At 75.4% G+C, this 17256-nt stretch carries 14 protein-coding genes and 1 pseudogene; 4 read left to right on the top strand and 11 right to left on the bottom strand.

Annotated elements, in window-relative coordinates; genetic code table 11:
* Window positions 1-150 precede the first annotated feature (150 nt).
* The 11 genes from ACIRFL_RS00315 to ACIRFL_RS00265 form a co-directional block, all read right to left on the bottom strand.
* A complete protein-coding gene (locus ACIRFL_RS00315; protein ID WP_404022679.1) occupies window positions 151-1065 on the bottom strand; it encodes a glycosyltransferase family 2 protein in 915 nt (304 codons plus the stop codon).
* Window positions 1062-2003, bottom strand: coding sequence for a glycosyltransferase family 2 protein (locus ACIRFL_RS00310; RefSeq protein WP_404022678.1), 942 nt, complete (start codon window positions 2001-2003; stop codon window positions 1062-1064). The genes ACIRFL_RS00315 and ACIRFL_RS00310 overlap by 4 nt, the downstream gene beginning before the upstream one ends.
* Window positions 1981-3018 (bottom strand): glycosyltransferase family 9 protein, encoded by a 1038-nt coding sequence (locus tag ACIRFL_RS00305; protein ID WP_404022676.1) that lies wholly within the window; start codon window positions 3016-3018, stop codon window positions 1981-1983. The genes ACIRFL_RS00310 and ACIRFL_RS00305 overlap by 23 nt, the downstream gene beginning before the upstream one ends.
* The gene (locus ACIRFL_RS00300; protein ID WP_404022675.1) at window positions 3015-4466 is read right to left on the bottom strand and encodes a PfkB family carbohydrate kinase; all 1452 of its coding nucleotides are present in this window, start codon (window positions 4464-4466) and stop codon (window positions 3015-3017) included. The genes ACIRFL_RS00305 and ACIRFL_RS00300 overlap by 4 nt, the downstream gene beginning before the upstream one ends.
* Entirely contained in the window at window positions 4463-5095 is a 633-nt protein-coding gene (locus tag ACIRFL_RS00295) for an SIS domain-containing protein (RefSeq protein ID WP_404022673.1), read from the bottom strand. Before ACIRFL_RS00295 ends, ACIRFL_RS00300 begins: the two co-directional genes overlap by 4 nt.
* Window positions 5092-6330, bottom strand: coding sequence for a glycosyltransferase (locus tag ACIRFL_RS00290; RefSeq protein ID WP_404022671.1), 1239 nt, complete (start codon window positions 6328-6330; stop codon window positions 5092-5094). Before ACIRFL_RS00290 ends, ACIRFL_RS00295 begins: the two co-directional genes overlap by 4 nt.
* Entirely contained in the window at window positions 6327-7289 is a 963-nt protein-coding gene (locus ACIRFL_RS00285) for a glycosyltransferase (protein WP_404022670.1), read from the bottom strand. The genes ACIRFL_RS00290 and ACIRFL_RS00285 overlap by 4 nt, the downstream gene beginning before the upstream one ends.
* Entirely contained in the window at window positions 7286-8293 is a 1008-nt protein-coding gene (locus ACIRFL_RS00280) for a glycosyltransferase family 9 protein (protein WP_404022668.1), read from the bottom strand. The genes ACIRFL_RS00285 and ACIRFL_RS00280 overlap by 4 nt, the downstream gene beginning before the upstream one ends.
* Window positions 8294-8777: 484 nt before the next feature.
* Window positions 8778-9857: a glycosyltransferase family 2 protein gene (locus ACIRFL_RS00275; protein ID WP_404023151.1), complete on the bottom strand. Its 1080-nt coding sequence runs from the start codon at window positions 9855-9857 to the stop codon at window positions 8778-8780.
* Window positions 9857-11491, bottom strand: coding sequence for a carbamoyltransferase (locus tag ACIRFL_RS00270; protein ID WP_404022667.1), 1635 nt, complete (start codon window positions 11489-11491; stop codon window positions 9857-9859). The genes ACIRFL_RS00275 and ACIRFL_RS00270 overlap by 1 nt, the downstream gene beginning before the upstream one ends.
* A gap of 29 nt (window positions 11492-11520) precedes the next feature.
* Window positions 11521-12513: an NAD-dependent epimerase/dehydratase family protein gene (locus ACIRFL_RS00265; RefSeq protein WP_404022665.1), complete on the bottom strand. Its 993-nt coding sequence runs from the start codon at window positions 12511-12513 to the stop codon at window positions 11521-11523.
* A gap of 832 nt (window positions 12514-13345) precedes the next feature.
* Between ACIRFL_RS00265 and ACIRFL_RS00260 the strand changes: the two genes are divergently transcribed.
* The 4 genes and pseudogenes from ACIRFL_RS00260 to ACIRFL_RS00245 form a co-directional block, all read left to right on the top strand.
* Entirely contained in the window at window positions 13346-14617 is a 1272-nt protein-coding gene (locus tag ACIRFL_RS00260; protein ID WP_404022664.1) for an MFS transporter, read from the top strand.
* Window positions 14618-14841: 224 nt separating this feature from the next.
* Window positions 14842-15390, top strand: coding sequence for a type 1 glutamine amidotransferase domain-containing protein (locus ACIRFL_RS00255; RefSeq protein WP_404022662.1), 549 nt, complete (start codon window positions 14842-14844; stop codon window positions 15388-15390).
* A gap of 80 nt (window positions 15391-15470) precedes the next feature.
* Window positions 15471-16583, top strand: coding sequence for a Vms1/Ankzf1 family peptidyl-tRNA hydrolase (locus tag ACIRFL_RS00250; RefSeq protein WP_404022661.1), 1113 nt, complete (start codon window positions 15471-15473; stop codon window positions 16581-16583).
* 328 nt (window positions 16584-16911) lie between these two features.
* A pseudogene (locus ACIRFL_RS00245) lies at window positions 16912-17226 on the top strand (ABC transporter substrate-binding protein); the annotation flags it as partial.
* Window positions 17227-17256: the final 30 nt, after the last annotated feature.

The following is a 17256-nucleotide window of genomic DNA, read 5'->3' as shown; positions in this document are numbered from 1 at the left end:
ACAGGAGAGAACAGGGGGGACCAAGGGGGTACAGCGGGGAAGCGGACAGGGCTGGATGAAACGGTAATCCGGGAAACGGCCGTACGGGGACGGCCGCCGCCTGCTTCCTGCGTGGCCTTGGCCACACACCCCCGCCGGCAGCCCGGCGGCTCACCCCACGTACTTGCGGGCGGTCGAGTCGTGCCGGGCCCGCTCCAGGGCGGCCAGCCGTTCCTCCAGGGCCGGCGGGACCGGGGCTCGCGACCTGAGGACCCAGGGCAGCCCGCCCGCCGCGCGGGCGAAGGCGCGCAGCGAGGCCATGTCGTGGGGCACGGTCAGCATCAGCTCGGCCGTGCGGCGCAGCGCGGGCAGCAGCGGGCGGCGCAGCCAGGTGAACCACAGGGTGTTGCGCAGGCCGGTGATGCGCCGTTCGGTGCCGTCCCGCAGCGCCGACGCCTGGTGGTGGACGGTCAGCTCGTCGGCGTAGCTGAGCCACCAGCCGTCCCGCTGCAGATCGGTGGCGAGCAGTTCCTCCTCGCCGCCCAGCCACAGTCCGGGGTGGAAGCCGCCGGCGGACCGGAAGGCGTCGGTGCGCAGCACGGTGGCGGCGGCGAGGAAGGAGCCCAGGGCCGGCCCCGGCAGCCAGTCGGGCCCCGACAGCGGCGAGCCGCGCAGCTCCGGTACGACGGGGTCCTCGGTGCCGGCGGGCTCGACGACGATACGGGCGGTGACGGCCGCGAGCCGGGGCCGCGGGTCGAGCAGGTCGGCCGCCCGTCGCAGGCTGCCCGGCTCCCACCAGGTGTCGTCGTCGCAGAAGGCGACGTAGGGCGTGCGGACGTGGCGCACCGCGAGGTTGCGTCCCACGGCGCCCAGATTGCGGCCGGGGCACAGCAGCCGGACGTCGGGGAAGGCGCGCCGGACCGCTTCGGCCGTGCCGTCGGTGGAGGCGTTGTCGGTGACGATCAGCGCGGGCCGCTCGGGCAGCCGCCGCATCAGCTCCAGCGTGCGCAGCAGTTCGGCGCGCCGGTTGTGGGTGATCACCACGACGCTGGTACTGCCGTCGGGCGTGGCGGTGTCCGTGCTCATGGCCGCCCTCCCCCGCGGGTCCGCGGGGTCGCGGTGCCGTCCAGCAGCCGGGCCGCCCGTTCCACCTCCGGTGGCAGCCGGCGGCGCCGGCCGAGCGCGGCCGGCAGCCGCACGAGCAGGTCCCCGAGGGCCCGCCGGGCGCCGGGACGGCCGGTGATCGCGTCGCCGGCGAGGCGCGCGCTGCCCCGCAGGGCCACCGGGAGGGGGCGGCGCAGCCACAGGGTGAGGACTTGGTTGCGGCGCACCAGGTGGCCCCGGCCGGCGCGGCCCGACGGGGCGGGGTGGTGCCGGGCCGTCAGGGACGGCTCGTAGGTGACGCCCCAGCCGCCGGCCGCGAGGTCGTAGGCGAGCAGGGTCTCCTCCGCGCCGAAGAAGAGCAGCGGGTGGTAGCCGCCCGCGGTGAGGAAGGCGGCACGGCGCGCGATGCAGGCGCAGCCGAGGAAGCCGAGGACCGGCCGCCCGGGCAGGTCGGGCCGGTCGGGCAGCGGGGAGGCGGCGAGGAGGGCGTTGAGCGGGTCCTCCGTGGCCCGGGGGCCGACGAGGGTGCGGGCCGCCAGCAGACCGAGGCGTGGGTGGGCGTCGAGCAGGTCGGCGGCTCGGCGCAGGGTGCCCGGCGTCCACCAGGAGTCGTCGTCGCTGAAGGCGACGTAGGGAGTCGTGGCGTGCCGTACGGCGAGGTTGCGGCCCAGGGAACCGGTGTTCCCGCCGGGGTTGAGCACGCGGGTGGCCGCCGGGTGCCGGCGCAGTGCCCGCAGCGTCGCCTCGTCGGAGCCGTTGTCGACGACGATCACTTCGGGGCGCTCGGGGAGCGCGCCGAGGAAGTCGAGGGTGCGCAGCACGCTGGCGCACCGGTCGCGGGTGATCACCGCGACCGTGACACGGCCGTCGGGGACATCGGCCGCGGTGGAGTGCTGTTCAGGGACGGGCCGGGGGAACACGGGCCTCATCTCCGTTCCGGGGTCGCATGGCCGGTGCCGGCCGCCTGGCCGGGCCGGGGCGCAGCAGGGTGCGAGCCGCCTCGGTGACCTCGTCCGCCGCGATCAGCAGCAGCTGCGGGTCGGGCGTGGAGCCGTGCGGATCGCCGGGTGGTCCTGCTTTCCACAGGGCGCGGTGGCGCGGGCCGGGCGGCGGCCCCCACAGGCGCGGCGGGACCGGTCCGAACAGCGTCACGGACGGCCCGCCGTGCGCCACGGCGAGGTGGGCGAGGCCGGTGTCGCCGCTGATGACCAGCGCGGCACGGGCGACGAGTGCCGACAGTTCGCCGAACGGCAGCCCGCCGCGCAGCACGTCCCGGCCGGGTAGCTGCGCGCGTCCGGCGACGTCCAGCACCAGGGCGTCCTCCGTGGGGCCGCCGGTGACGACGACGCGGTGGCCGAGGGCCCGCAGGCGCCGGGCCACCTCGGCGAACCGCGGGGCCGGCCAGCGGCGTGCGGCGGACTGCGCGCCGGGGTGGACCACGACCGCGCCGGGCGCCGCGGAGGCCGCCTGTGGGGGTGGCAGCCGCAGGTCGTCGCGGTCGGCGTGGATGCCGTACGCCCCGAGGAAGCGGCACCAGCGTTCCCGCTCGTGTTCGTCCCACCGCCACACCGGCGGCCGGCCGGTGACCGGGTCCTCGTGTGCGTGGGCCAGCAGCCGGCGCGGTGCGAGGGCGGCCAGTGCGTCGCGGCTCTCGGTCCCGTTGCCGTGCAGGTCGATCGCCACGTCCGGGGGTGGTCCCGGCCAGTGGTCCAGCCGCGGCACGGCCCGCTCGAGTGCCTCGGCCGGCAGGATCTCGTCGACGGCGCCGGTGGCCAGTGCGGCCTCGGTGAGGGCCGCGGGCAGCGCGAGGACGATCCGGTGCCGTGGAAAGGCCCGGCGCACGCCACGCAGTGCGGGCACGCCGGTGAGCAGGTCGCCCAGTCCCAGGGCGCGCAGCACCAGCACCCGCGGCGCGTCGTCCGGTGCGGCGGTCACCGTCGCGTCCGTCCCGGCGCCGCGGCCCCGGCGAGGCCCGCTGGGCGCGGGAAGAGTGCGGCCCGCCGCGCGATGCCGGTGGTGGAGCGTCCGTCGAGGTAGGGGAAGAGCACGACCTGGCCGCCCCAGCTCGCCACCAGGGACGCCTCCGGCATCGGGGTGCGGGCGTAGTCGCCGCCCTTGGCCCAGATGTGCGGGCGCAGCTCGCCGAGCAGCCGCTCCGGTGTGTCCTCCTCGAACACGGCGACCGCGTCGACGCATTCGAGGGCGCGCAGCACCCGGACGCGGTCGGCCACCGGAACGAGCGGCCGGCCGCCGCCCTTGCGCCGGCGCACCGACGTGTCGGAGTTCACGCACACGATCAGGCAGTCCCCGGCGCGCCGGGCGGCCTGCAGCAGGGCGACGTGACCCGCGTGCAGCAGGTCGAAGCAGCCGCCCGCGGCGACCACCGTCCCGCCCGCCGCCCGTACCCGGTCGGCCGTGCGCACGGCGTCGTCGTCCGGCTCATGTCCGGCGGCGAGGGGCGCCTCCTCGTCGGGGAGGGTTCCGGTGCCGAGCGAGCGGACGCCGCCCTCCATGACGTAGCGGGTGGCGGCGTGCACGGCCGCGCGCACGGCGTTCTCGGTCAGTTCGCCGTCGGCCAGCAGCCCGGCGACCGTCGCCGCGAACCGGTCACCGGCGCCGCAGGTGTCGCCCTCGGAGGTGACCGGCGAGGGCACCATCAGCGGTGTCCCGCCGTGCGACAGCAGCGCGCCGCGCCCGCCCAGCGTCACGGTCACCGCGGCGGCCCGCCAGGCCGCGACGAGCGCCGCGGCGTCGTGCGCGCCGGTGCTCAGTTCGCTGCCCGCGGCGGGTTCGCGGGCGCCGTCGAGGCGGGCGGCGAAGGCACGGGCCTCGTTCGCTGACGGGGTGACGACGCGGGCGCCGGGCACCGGCGGTGCGCCCCGCGGATGCGGGTCCCAGACGAGGGGCACCCGGGCGGCCGCCCAGGTCAGCGCGGAGCGCAGCGTGTCGGCGGTGCCGCGGCCGTAGTCGGCGACGAGGACGGCGCCGGCCGCGTTCAGCTCGTCACGTGCCTCGTCGGTGGCGTGCAGGGCGCGGCCGTCCCCGTCGTCCAGGCGCAGCAGCGGCCTGCCCTGCGCGAGCACCCGGGTCTTGCTGGAGAGTTCACCGCCGAGCGGCAGCCGGACCAGCCGGACCCGGCCGGCCAGCAGCCGGCGCAGGGTGTCGCTGGCCGGGTCGTCGCCCAGCGCGGTGACGAGGGTGACGGGCCGGCCGTCGAGAGCGGCGAGGCAGGCGGCGAGCGCCGCGCCGCCCGGGCGGCTGGTGCGCCGGACGTCGCTGACGACGGGCACGGGCGCGTCGGGCGCGAGGCGGTCGGCGCGGCCGGTGAGGTCGTGGTCGAGCAGGGCGTCCCCGACGACGAGCAGCGGGCTTGGCGTGGTCATCCGCCGGTCCTCCCCGCGCCGGCCGGCCGCCTGCCGGTGCGGCGCCGTTGCGTGTCGGTGTGCCGGCGCACCGCCGGGTCGAAGGACTCGCAGAGCATGTGGACGGCCACGAGGTGCAGTTCCTGGACCGTGGCGGCGCTCGTCGCGGACACGCTCAGCGCCTCGTCGGCGGCGGCCTGCAGGGGGTTGGGTGCCGGGCCGGTCAGCGCCCAGACCGTCATGCCGAGGCGGTGCGCCTCGGTCGCGGCGACGAGCAGGTTGGCGCTGGCTCCGCTGGTGGACAGCAGCATCAGCACGTCGCCGGGCCGGCCGTGCGCGGCGACCTGCCGGGCGAAGATCTCCTGCACTCCGTAGTCGTTGGCGATCGCCGTGGTGGCGGAGGTGTCCGTGTGCAGGGCGAGCGCGGAGTACGCGGGGCGGTCGTCGCGGTAGCGGCCGACGAGTTCGGCGGTCAGATGCTGGGCCTGGGCCGCGCTGCCGCCGTTGCCCGCGGCCAGCAGCCGTGCGCCGTCGCCCAGCCGGCCGGCGAGGGCGGTGCCCCACCGCTTGAGCAGGTCGGCGTTGGCACGGAACTTATCGAGGGCGTTCAGCAGGTCGTCGCAGTGCGTGACGTCGGTGACGGGTTTCATCGGACGACTCCCGAGAGCGAGGGGACACTCGACACGGCGCTGTAGACGTGGGTCACCGCGTCGGCGACCCGGTCCCAGGTGTAGTGGTCGAGCACCCGCCGCCGTCCGCGGGCGCCGTACTCGGCCAGCAGGTCCCGGTCGTCGAGCAGGCCGCGGACCGTCGTGCCGATGGCGTGGTAGGCGCTCCCGGGCGGCACCAGGACACCGGTGCGGCCGTCCACGACCGTGTCGAGCTGTCCGCCGACCGCGGTGGCGACCACGGGGGTGCCGCAGGCCATGGCCTCGACCGGGACGATGCCGAACGGTTCGTAGCGGGGCAGCGACAGCACGAGGTCCGCGCTGGAGATCAGCCCCGGCATGTGCCCGCGGCTCACCCCGCCGAGCAGCGCCACGCGATCGCTGACCTGGTGTTCGACAGCGAGGGCCCACAGGCGCTCCGCCTCCGGTTCGGCGCTCAGCAGGGCGCGCTGGGGTCCGCCTGCGATCAGCAACTGGGCGTCGGGGACGGCCGCCAGGGCGCGGACGGCGCGGTCGAAGCCCTTGCGGGGGACGAGGCGGCCGATGGCGAGCAGCCGCCGGGGGGCGGTGCCGTGTTCGCGCGCGCCGGGTACCGGTGCGAAGAGCCCGGGGTCGACACCGCAGGGGACGACGGTGACGTGCCGCCGGGACAGGCCCATCGCGTCGAGTTCGGCCACCTCGTCCGCGCAGGTGGCGATGATCGCGGCGCACTCGCGGCCCACGGCCTTCTCGATCGCGATGCGCTCGGGCGGGCTGGTGTCGGCGGCGCCCTGGTGACGTTTCTTCACGGTGCCGAGGGCGTGGTAGGTCTGGATCACCGGCAGTCCGAGGGGGCGTGCGCCGGCCAGTGCGGCCATGCCCGACATCCAGAAGTGCGCATGCACCACGTCGGGCGGGTCGGCTGCCCATTCGCAGGCCAGCCACTGGCTGAACTGCCCCATGTGGGGCAGCAGTTCGTCCTTGGGTATGGGGGCGGGCGGGCCGGCGGGCACATGCACGACCCGTACGCCCTCCGATGTGGTGACCCGCTCCGGGAGCCCGGGAGTGTCGCGGCGTGTGTACACCACGACCTCGTGGCCCCGCCGGGTCAGCTGCGCCGCGAGCTGGGCCACGTACACGTTCTGGCCGCCCGCGTCCGGTCCGCCGAGCTCGGCCAGCGGACTGGCGTGCTCGGAGACCATGGCGACGCGCCCGGCCGTGGAGTAGCTGTGGCTCATCGTGTGACCTCCTTGATCAGGCGTTCCCAGTCGTCCCGGAAACGTCGTTCCCCGTAGCGGGCCCGCACCGCGGCCCGGGCGGCCTCCCCCGCCGTCCGGGCGTCCTCGGCGTCGGCGAGGAAGCCACGGACGGCGTCCCGCAGGACGTCGAAGCGGTTCGAGACGACGCCTGCTCCGTCGGGTACCGCCTCGCGGACCTCGGTCGTGGCCAGCGCCACCACCGGCATCCCGAGGAACATCGCCTCCAGCAGGGACAGCCCCAGGGAGGTCCAGCGGACCGGGTGGAGGTAGAGGCGGCAGCGGGCCATCGCCGCGTGCAGTTCGGCCTGGGGCAGATCCCGGGCCCGGCACCGTTCGGGTGGCAGTCCCAGGCGGTCTGCGAGGGTGTCGGTGCGCATGCCGAAGACGTCCAGCGGCGCCCAGTCGGCGAACCGGGGCAGCAGGTCCGTTCCGGTGGTACGGCCGCGCCGCAGCGGCTCGTTGACGACGACGGCGGCGCGCCGCTCCTGCCCGGTCCACCGATGGCCCGGGTCGATGATGCCGTGCTCGATCACCGTGGTGGGCGCCCGGCCGTTGTCCCACATGAGGTGGTTGAAGTGGGTGACGTGCACGAGCGTGATGTCGTGGCGGTCGGCCAGCGGGTGCCTGGTGTCGACGGGTGTCTCGTGCGGGCTGTTGTGCTCGACGTACACGGCGGGCACGTCGATGCCGGGGCGGCGGCCGGTCCAGCGCCGGGCCAGGTCCGTCTCGTGCGGCCGTTGCAGCACCATGAGGTCGATGTCGGCCTGCCGCAGCCGGTCGGGGGTCAGTTCGCGGACGTTCGCCGGCCACTGCCAGGTGCGGGCCCGCCCGAGTCCGTCGGGGCCGCGGTCCGCGGTCACCGGGACGAGGAAGGTGTGGGGGCCCTGCACGAACGAGGTGAGCCATGAGCCGTGCACATGCCAGACAAGGATGTTCATGCACCCTCCTGGAGGAGTTTGTGCACCGCGCGCACCACGTCCTGGCCCGTGATCTCGTCCAGGCACGGATGGCCGGGTACGGGGCAGCTGCGGGCGCGGCTGTCCGCGCAGGGCGCCGTCTGGTCGCCGAGGAGGATGCTCGGCACCCCGTAGGGTGCCCAGCGGTCGGCGGGGACGACGGGCGCGAACAGGGACACGACCGGTGTCCCCACGGCTGCGGCGAGGTGGGCCGGGCCGGTGTTGCCGCTGACCACGACGTCGGCCAGGCACAGCACGCCGGCCAGGGTGCGGTGGTCGGTCCGGCCGCCGAGGTCGACGGCGGTGCGGCCGCTCACCCGACGGGTGAGTTCCCGCTCGCCGGGGCCGCCGGTGACGACGACGCGGTGTCCCGCGTCGGTGAGCAGGTCGACGGCCTCGGCGCAGCGTTCGGGGTGCCAGGTGCGTGCGGGTGCGCTCGCGCCGGGGTGGACGACGAGGTAGGGGCCGTTGCCGGTCAGGGCCGCGGTGTCGGGCGGTGGCAGGACGCGCAGCCGCCCGTCGTCGCCCGGGTGCGGCAGGAATCCCATGGCGGCTGCGGTGTCGAGCGCGGCCTGTGTCTCGTGCCGGCCGGGCAGCCGCCGGTGCCGTACGTCGAGGAGCCGCCCGGGGTGGTCGACGCTCTCGGCGCCGATCCGCCGGGCGCCCGCCAGTCGCAGCAGCAGCGCGGTGGGCAGGGGGCTCTGGTGGAACGAGGTGAGGATGAGCGCGGTGTCGAAGGCGGCGTCCGTGAGGCACCGGATCAGGCCGTCGACATCCGCCTCGTGGACGGCGGGCGGATCGAAGCCCTCCCACGGCGCGGCCCACACGATCACGTCGTCCACGCCGGGCAGCAGACGGGCGGCGGGTTCCCCGCCCGGGCCGCACAGCATCGTCACGTGCGAACTGTGCGCGGCGACGGCCCGGACCGCGGGCCCGGCGAGCAGCACGTCACCGAAGCTGTCGAGACGAACGACGAGTGCCTTCACGACACGTCACCTCGCGGACCACCGCGGCGGATCGGCACGACCGCGCACAGGCGGGCACCACCGCGGACGCCGACAGCCCGGCCGGGCGCGGGCGAGTGGGCACCACCGCGGACGCCGACAGCCCGGCCGGACACACACAAGTGGACACCACCGCAGACGCCGACAGCCCGGCGGGACACACACAAGTGGGCGCTGCCGCGGATACCTGCGGCCTGGCCGGGCGCGGGCGAGTGGGCGGTGCCGCGGATACCTGCGGCCCGGCCGGGCCGGGCGGTCTCAGGGGCCGGACGGCACCGGGGGGCTCGGCAGGTGCGGCCTTGCTCGTGACGGCGGCGGGCGGCGGCGGTGTCCAGTGCCTCGACGGCCGGAGCGCCGTGCATGCCACCGGATGTGTCCTGGACGCGGGTCGCGGCCCGGGCCAGGACGGTTGCCGTGGCGGTGTGCGTGTGCGGGACGCTGGGCCTTCGGCGGGCGGCACGGTGTGTCATGGCGTGCCTCCGTACGGCGTGGCCCGTCGTGCGGCCGGTGCCGGTGCCGGCTCGGGCGGCGGCAGCGCGGGCCGCAGGGGCACGGCTGTCCGGTGCCGTGCCAGGCCGGTGAGCCAGTGGCCCACCGCCAGCGGCGGGATGACGACGCTGGTGGCGAGCATGGTGGCGATCTCCGGTGCGGTGCGCGGTCCGGGCAGGATGCGGGCGAGGGCGAACTCGCCGGTGCCCAGCGCCCACAGGGCGGCGCAGGCCCCGGCGGCGCGCGGCCGGCCGGCCAGGGCGAGCGCGGGCGCCGCGAGTGCCATGGCCGCAACGAGCGCGTGCCGGGGCAGCCGGCCGCGCGGCGCCCGGGCGCGGTGCCACCAGTCGCGGCCGTGCAGAGCGCTCATCAGCGCGTCGTCCGCGTTGCCGCGCTGGGCCCGTACCGACACCCACCGGTCGGCGTCCCGCACCGGGTGGCGGGTGGTGCGCCGTCCGCGGCGCAGGGACCAGCCCGCGTCCGAGACCCGCAGGGCCAGGTCGGCGTCCTCCCGGAACGCGCGGCGGAACCGTTCGTCGAAGCCGTGGACCTCGGCCAGTGCCGCCGTGCGGTAGGCCATGTCGGCGGTGGCCCAGGCCGCGTGTTCCAGACCCGCGGTGCCCCGTTCGAAGTCGGTGGGCCTGCGATCCGGGTCGAGCGGGACCCGCAGGCGTCCCTGCACCCCGCCGGTGGTGGCGTCGGCCGCGGTGAGGTCTTCGGCGAGCCGGCGGGGCCAGTCGGGCAGCACCTGGACGTCGTCGTCCAGGAAGACGGTCCAGGGCGCGCGCACGGTGCGCCACCCGGCGTTGCGGGCGGCGGCCGGCCCTCGTCCGCCCGTGCGCAGCGTGCGGGTCCGGTCCCGCAGGACGCCCGCCGCGGCCAGGGGCAGCGGCGTGGCGGGGTCCGCGCGGTCGTCGACGACGACCACCTCCTCGGGTGGACGGCCGTCGGCCGCGGCGAGCGCACGCAGGCACGCGGCGAGGCAGTCGCGCCCGATCGTGGGGACGACGACGGCGTAGGCGGGGGCGCCGTGCTCCCGCTCGCCGGGGCCGCACATCATGCGAACACCTTCTTCCGGCGTACGGCGAACGGGCCGAGCGCCAACAGGTCGACGGGGGCGGAGCCGAAGCACTCGAGGGCGTCGCGCGGGTCGTCCACCATGGGCCGCCCGGCGGTGTTGAGGCTGGTGTTGACGACGACGGGCAGCCCAGTACGGCGTTCGAAGCCGTCGATCATCCGGGCCACCAGCGGCTCGGTGGCGCGGTCCACGGTCTGGATCCGGGCGGTGCCGTCGACGTGCACGACCGCGGGGATGCGCTCGCGCCATGCGGCGGCCACGTCGTGCACGAACAGCATGTACGGGCTGGGCAGGGGGCCGTCGAACAGTTCCGCGGCCCGTTCGGCCGACACCATCGGGGCGACGGGCCGGAACTCCTCGCGTCCCTTGACCGCGTTGAGCCGTTCCAGGTTGTCGGCGCGGCCGGGATGGGCCAGCAGCGAGCGATGTCCGAGGGCCCGGGGGCCGTATTCGCTGCGGCCCTGGAACCAGGCCACGATGCCGTCCCGGGCGAGTTCTTCGGCGACGGTCTCCGCGATGTCCTCGGGCTCCTCGTAGGGCACGGCCGCACGCTCCAGCCAGGCGCGCAGTTCGGCGTCGTGCCAGCCGCGCCCGAGGGCGGCGGACGGCATGGCCTCCACGGCTTCCTTCTGGTGGGCGACGTGCAGCGCGGCGCCGAGGGCGGTTCCCGCGTCCCCGGCGGCGGGCTGCACCCAGATGTGCCCGAACGGGCCGTCCCGGTACAGCCGGGTGTTGGCCACGCAGTTCAGTGCCACGCCGCCCGCCAGGGTCAGCGCGTCCTCGCCGGTGTGCTCGCGCAGCCACCGTGCAAGGCCCAGCAGGACCTCTTCCAGACACGCCTGGGCGCTGGCCGCCGCGTCGGCGTGGTCCTGTGTCCAGGCGCCGCCCGCGGGGCGGGGCGGCACGAGGGAAGCCCAGGGCACGGGGCGGGCCCGGAAGCCCCCGTCGGCGTCCGGGTGGACGTAGCGGCGCAGCCGGTCGAGGAAGCGCGGTTCGCCGTGGGAGGCGAGGGCCATCACCTTGAACTCGTCGCTGCTGCGCAGGAATCCGAGGTGCTGGGTGAGGTCTTCGTAGAACAGGCCGAGCGAGTCGGGCAGCGACTGCGAACGCAGCACGCTCAGTTCACGGTTGACGTAGCGGCCGGCGAGGTGGGAGCCGCATTCGCCGCGGCCGTCCAGCACCAGGACGGCGCAGTCCGGGTACGGGGACGCCTGGCCTGCGGAGGCGGCGTGGGCGACGTGGTGGGCGACGAAGCGCACCTTGTCCGGATCGAGTCCGGGCAGCGCCTCGGCGAGGAACTCGGGTGCCCGGCGGGCGTAGTCCTGCCGCAGGTGGTCAAAGGGGTCGTCCAGTCCCATCAGGCCGGCCGGACGGGCGAGTTCGGGGTCGTAGGAGTAGGCGACCGCGTCGAGGTCGGACGGGGTCAGGCCGGCGTGGTCCAGGCACCAGCGGGCGGACAGTTCGGGCAGTTCCCAGGCGGAGAACGGGATCGGCCGCTTGCCGTGTTTGCGCCGGCTGAAGCGTTCCTCCTCCGCCGCCGCCACGATCCGGCCGTCGACCACGAGTGCGGCGGCGGGGTCGTGGAAGAGGGCGTTGATTCCCAGAACACGCATGGTGCCTCCGTCGGGGCATGGGGGGCGTCTCACACCCGCGGGGCCGGCTCGGGCACCGGCCGGGCCGCGAAGTGGGCGATGGTCTGCTTGATGCCCTCCTCCCAGGGCACGCGGGGTGTCCAGCCCAGCAGTTCGCGGGCCAGCGCGGTGTCCGGGCGGCGCCGCCGCGGGTCGTCGGCGGGTCGGTCGACGAACTCGATACGGGAGGAGGAACCCGTCAGTTCCACGATGCGCGAGGCGATCTCCCGCACGGTCACCTCGTCGGTGCCGCCGAGGTTGACGGGGCGTACCGACCGGCTGGCGGCCACCAGCAGGATGCCGTCCACGATGTCGTCGACGTAGCACAGGGAACGGGTCTGGCTGCCGTCACCGGCCACGGTCAGCGATGCGCCGGCGAGGGCCTGGCAGACGAACGTGGGCACCACGCGGCCGTCGTGTGCCCGCATGCGCGGCCCGTAGGTGTTGAACAGGCGCACGATGCCCGCGTCGGCGTCCTTGGTGCGCACATGCGCGGTGACCAGCGCCTCGGCGAAGCGTTTCGACTCGTCGTAGACACTGCGCGGACCGACCGGGTTGACGTTGCCCCAGTAGTCCTCGCGCTGGGGATGCTCCAGGGGGTCGCCGTAGACCTCGGACGTCGAGGCGAGCAGGAACCGCGCGCCGTCGCGCTCGGCGACGGCCAGCATGGCGCGGGTGCCCAGACTGCCGGCGTCGAGGGTTTCGAGGGGCAGCCGCAGATAGTCGGCGGGCGAGGCGGGGCAGGCGAAGTGCAGGACCAGGTCGTACGGTCCGGCCAGGCGCCCGGTGGCGTCGGGCGCGCAGACGTCGCACTCCACGAACCGGAAGCCCGGGCGGCCTTGGAGGTGGGCGACATTCGCGCGCGCTCCGGACAACAGGTTGTCGGCGCAGTCGACTTCGGTTCCCGCGTTCAGCAACTGCTCGCACAGGTGGCTGCCGATGAACCCGGCGCCGCCGGTCACCAGGGCACGTCGCCACGTGGCACACGTCGTCGTATCAGTCATAAGGGGTCCTTTGTCCGCGTCGCGGTGTCTGAAGGCCACTGCCCTCACCGTCCGGCGTGGCAGAGAAAGGTGCTTGTGCGAAAGTGAAGGTTCGGCTGCCGGGCGCTCGCGAGCGTCGGCGTGCCCCCGGGTCCGCCGCTGTGCGGACAGCACTGCCACTGGGTTCCCCCGGGTAGTAGTTTTCACACGTTGATTCCTGATGTCCCACTTGGTCGGTGCGCTCGCGCCTTGTGGAGCGCCGGAGCCCGGGCGTCCGGGCGGTCGCCTGGGCCGCACACCCGGGGCAAAGCCGCGTGACGGCGAGAGGGAACCTCACTCCCGGCGCGCGGTTTCCCCACGCCACCCAGCAGTTGCCCGTCGGCCCCCTCGGGGTCGGCAGCCCCGCGTGCACGGTGGGTGACCGCGACCGGGCCCGGGACCCCTCGCACCCCGCTGATACCAGGGCGGACACAGTCGGCTTCAACTGCTGAACGCTACTGACCGGCTGCGCCTGTGAGCAAACACACGCATGCCCCAAGTACGGCGCAGTCGTGCGCAGTTGGGCCGGACCGCAGCGGCGTCCGGGCCGCGGGAACGGCCGGCAGGGGCCCGCTCTGCCACGATGGTGCGAGCCGTGACCGACTCGGTGGACGCTGCCCACGCAGCGCGGCCGGGCTGTTCGGCTGCACCGGTCGGGCCGCTCGGCTCCGGCCGGTCCTGTCGCTGACTCCCCGTCGTCATCGAGTACCGGACCGTGTCTTCTCCTCCTTCCCCGCCCTCCCCCGTGCCCGAAACCGCCGCCCCGCGCACCGGGGCCTCGCATTCGCCCTGGCGGTCGCTGAGACACCGCAGCATGCGCTGGTGGTCCGTCGCCAACCTCGTGTCGAACGTCGGCACCTGGATGCAGCTCACGGTGCAGAACCTGCTCGTGCTGCAGATCACCGGATCGGCCGCCGCGACGGGCCTGTCCATGTCCGTGCAGGCCGCGCCCGCGCTGCTCATGAGCCTGCTCGGCGGCGCCGCGGTCGACCGGTGGCCGCGCCGGCTGACGGTCGCCGTCAGCCAGGCCCTGCTCGGCACGGTGGCGTTCGCGACGGCCGTGCTCGTGGCCCTGGACCGGCTCGACCTGCCGTCCCTGCTCGTGCTCGCCGCCCTGACCGGCATCGTCGCCACCGTCGACGGACCGGCCTGCGCCCTGCTCGGCAACGATCTCGTGCCCGCCGGCGACGTGCCCTCGGCCATCGGTGTGGGCGCCCTGGTGCACAGCGCGGGCCGGCTGCTCGGCACGGCCCTGGCCGGCGTGACCGTCGGTTTTCTCGGCACGGCCGCCGCCTACGCCGCCAACGGGCTGTCGTTCCTGTTCGTGACCGCGGTGGTGCCGCTGCTGCGTCCGGTACACGGCAGTTCGGCGCACGCCGCGGCGAAGGACACGCAAAGCCCGCCGAACGATCTGCCCGACCGGGACATGACCGTGCGCCAGGGGCTCGCCCACTTCGCGCGGCGGCCCCGTCTGGTCGCGCTGGCCTGCGTCACCGGCATCAGCTCGGTCCTCGGCCGCAACTACGGACTCACCCTGGCCGTGCTCGTCACCGGGCCGCTCGCGGGCGGTGCGGGGGCCTTCGGCACCGTGTCCACGGTGCTCGCCGTGGGCGGTGCCCTGGGCGCCGTCCTCGGTGCCCGGACCCGCCGGCCCTCGGTCCGGCTCGTCGGCACGCTGGCCGCGACCGGTGGACTGCTGCAGGTGGCGGCCGGGCTGTCGCCCTCGCTCGCCGTGCTGCTGGTGCTGGTGCTGCCGATGGCCGTCGTGGAGTCCGCCTCCGACACGGCGGGCACGGCCGTGCTGCAGACCGACCCGCCCGCCCATCTGCGGGGCCGGGTGCTCGGCGTCTGGAACAGCATCGGCACGGTGTGGAGCCTCGGCGGCCCGCCCGCGCTCGGCCTGCTCATGGAGGTCTCCGGTGCGCGCGGCGCCCTGATCGTCGGCGGCCTGCTCATCGCCGGAACGATCACCGCCGGCCGCGTGCTGCGGGCGCGCCGGCTGCCGGCTCCGGTGCCGCGGGCGGTGCCAGGAGACACAGGAGATCCAGGCGTACCGGAGCGGGAGGCGTTGCGGGCGGCCGCGTGACGGTGCCACGGGGCGACGACGTCCCCGCGGCGGGGACCTCCGGCCCAGCGGCACACATGGCCCTGCCCGGCGCGGCGCATAGGTGCGGTCCCCGTGGGTACTCCGGGCGGCGTCACACCGGCGTCGGACGACCACGCCGGCTCCGATGCGGGCAGCCGGCGGTGACCGACGCGGGGCACACCGTCGCCGCGGCCGTAGGGCCGACGAAAGGACGATGAACCATCATGCGCATCGCGTTCCTGACCGCACCCGAAGGCGTGGAGCAGGTCGAGCTCACCGAACCCTGGAAGGCCGCGACCGACGCGGGCCACGAGCCCGTACTGGTGTCGACACGGCCGGGCGAGGTGCAGGCGTTCCACCATCTCGACAAGGCGGACACCTTTCCCGTGGACGAGGTCGTGGACCCCGCGTCGGCCGGCTCGTTCGACGCGCTGGTGCTGCCGGGCGGCGTCGCCAACCCCGACCAGCTGCGACTGGACGAGCGGGCCGTGACGTTCGTGCAGGACTTCTGCCGGCAGGGGCGCCCGGTCGCCGCGATCTGTCACGCCCCCTGGACGCTGGTCGAGGCCGATGTCGTGCGGGGGCGGACGCTGACCTCCTGGCCGAGCCTGCGCACCGACATCCGCAACGCGGGCGGCACCTGGGTCGACGAGCGGGTGCAGGTCTGCGACCACGGCCCCGGCAAGCTCGTCACGAGTCGCAAACCGGACGATCTGAAGGCGTTCTGCGAGACGTTCCTGGACGTGTTCGCCGAGCAGACCGCGACCGCGTGACGGGGTGCCGGACGCGGCAGGCGACCGGCCCGGCCACGCGGCACGGCGCATCGGCCGCGGCGAGCACCCGGGAGAAGACCATGGATCTTGCTTTTCTGTATCCGCTGTACGAACGCTCCGGGCCCTGGGCGTCGGTGTACGTCGACCTCTCACGGCACGCGGAGGACACACCGCACGAACGGGAGCTGACCGCCCAGGCGGTCGGCCGCGAGCTGGCCGGGCAGGGAGCGGACGAGCCGACCTGCCGGGCCGTCACCGAGGCCGTGGACGGTCTCGCCCACTCCACCGATCCGCACGGCCGCGCCGTGTTCGCACGGGCCGGCGAGGTGCTGCTTGACCCGCCGCTGGCCCGCCCGCCGGGCGGCACCCTGGCCCGCTGGGCGCCCCTGCCGCACGTGGCGCCGCTGCTGGAACTGGCGGGCGAGGACCCGCTCTGCCTGGTGGCGTACGTCGACCGCAGGGGCGCGGACTTCGAACTGCGCAGCGCGGTGGGCAGCCGTGAGGCGGGCTCGGTCACCGCTCAGCCCTGGCCCCTCCACCGCACGGCGACGGCCGACTGGTCGGAGCGGCACTTCCAGCTCAGGGTGGAGAACACCTGGGAGAGCAACGCCGGGGAGATCGCCGACGCGCTCGCCGCGTGCCAGGACGAGGTACGCGCCGACCTGCTGATTCTCGTCGGGGAGCAGCGGGAGTGCCGTGCCGTGCACGAGCGGTTGCCCCAGCGGCTGACCGACCGCGTGGTGGAGGCGGACCACGGCATCGGCAGCAGGCTCCTGGACGAGGAGGTCGAGCAGGCCCGCGCCGAGCACGTCCGCCGGCGCGCCGAGGCCGAGCTGGGACGGTTCCTGGCCGCTCGGAGCCCGGACGCCGAGGGGCGTGCCGGAGCCGTGGAGGGGGTGCCCGCGCTGGTCGAGGCGGCGCGTGAGCACCGCATCGACGAACTGCTGGTCCGTCCGGACGGCCCCGACACGCACCGCGAGGTGTGGATCGGCGAGGCGCCCGACCAGGTGGCGGTGCGGCGCACGGATCTCAAGACGCTGGGCGAGCCGCGGCCCTGGCCGACCCGCGCCGACGACGCCGTGATCCGCTCGGTGGTCGCCACCGACGCCGCGGCCCTCTCGGTGACCCCGGCCACAGGAACGCACGAGGACACACCCGCGGGCGGCCTCGGGGCGCTGCTGCGCTGGAGGTGACACCACTGGAGATGTTCCCTGCGTCGCCGTGCCGCGCGGCCGTGGAGGAGGACGCGGCCACAGCGTAGGCGGGGCGCCGACGGCGGGGCCAAGGTTGCCGGCGGGCAGCAGGCCCCGCAGGTCCGGGGGCTGCGTGGGGCGAAACCATGTGGGGCGGACCTATGTCCGCCGCCTCAGCTGCGGTGGTCAACACCATGTCGGCGGCCCCTCGGTGGCTCCTACCGTCCCCTGCGTCAGCAACCGCGCCGCCGCCGTCCGCCGCACATGTGCCGCCGCCACCGTCCGCGGCACGGGCCGGCGCGGCATCCATCCTCCGGGAGCCGGTCCGATGCCCACGATGTCCGCACATCGCGCACACCCGCGCCGCACCACCATCCTCGCCGGGGCCGCCCTCGCGGCCGCCGCGCTCCTCGCCTCCGGCTGCGCCGAGGCCGGCACGGCGGGCTCCGGGTCCGCCGACGACGCGAAGGAGGCGGCGGCCGTGAAGGTCGGCCTCGTCTACTCGAAGACCGGTCCGCTGGCCGCCTACGGCAAGCAGTACATCGAGGGCTTCAGGGCCGGTCTCGACCACGCCACCGGCGGCACCGGCAAGGTCGGCGGCCGCACCGTCGAGATCACCGAGCGCGACGACGCCGGTGACGCCTCCAAGGCGGTCGGCGGCGGGCCCCGCGGT

The organism is Streptomyces sp. NPDC102462, from assembly GCF_044765425.1.
GTDB lineage: Bacteria > Actinomycetota > Actinomycetes > Streptomycetales > Streptomycetaceae > Streptomyces.
This window is presented reverse-complemented; position numbering and strand designations above follow the sequence as displayed.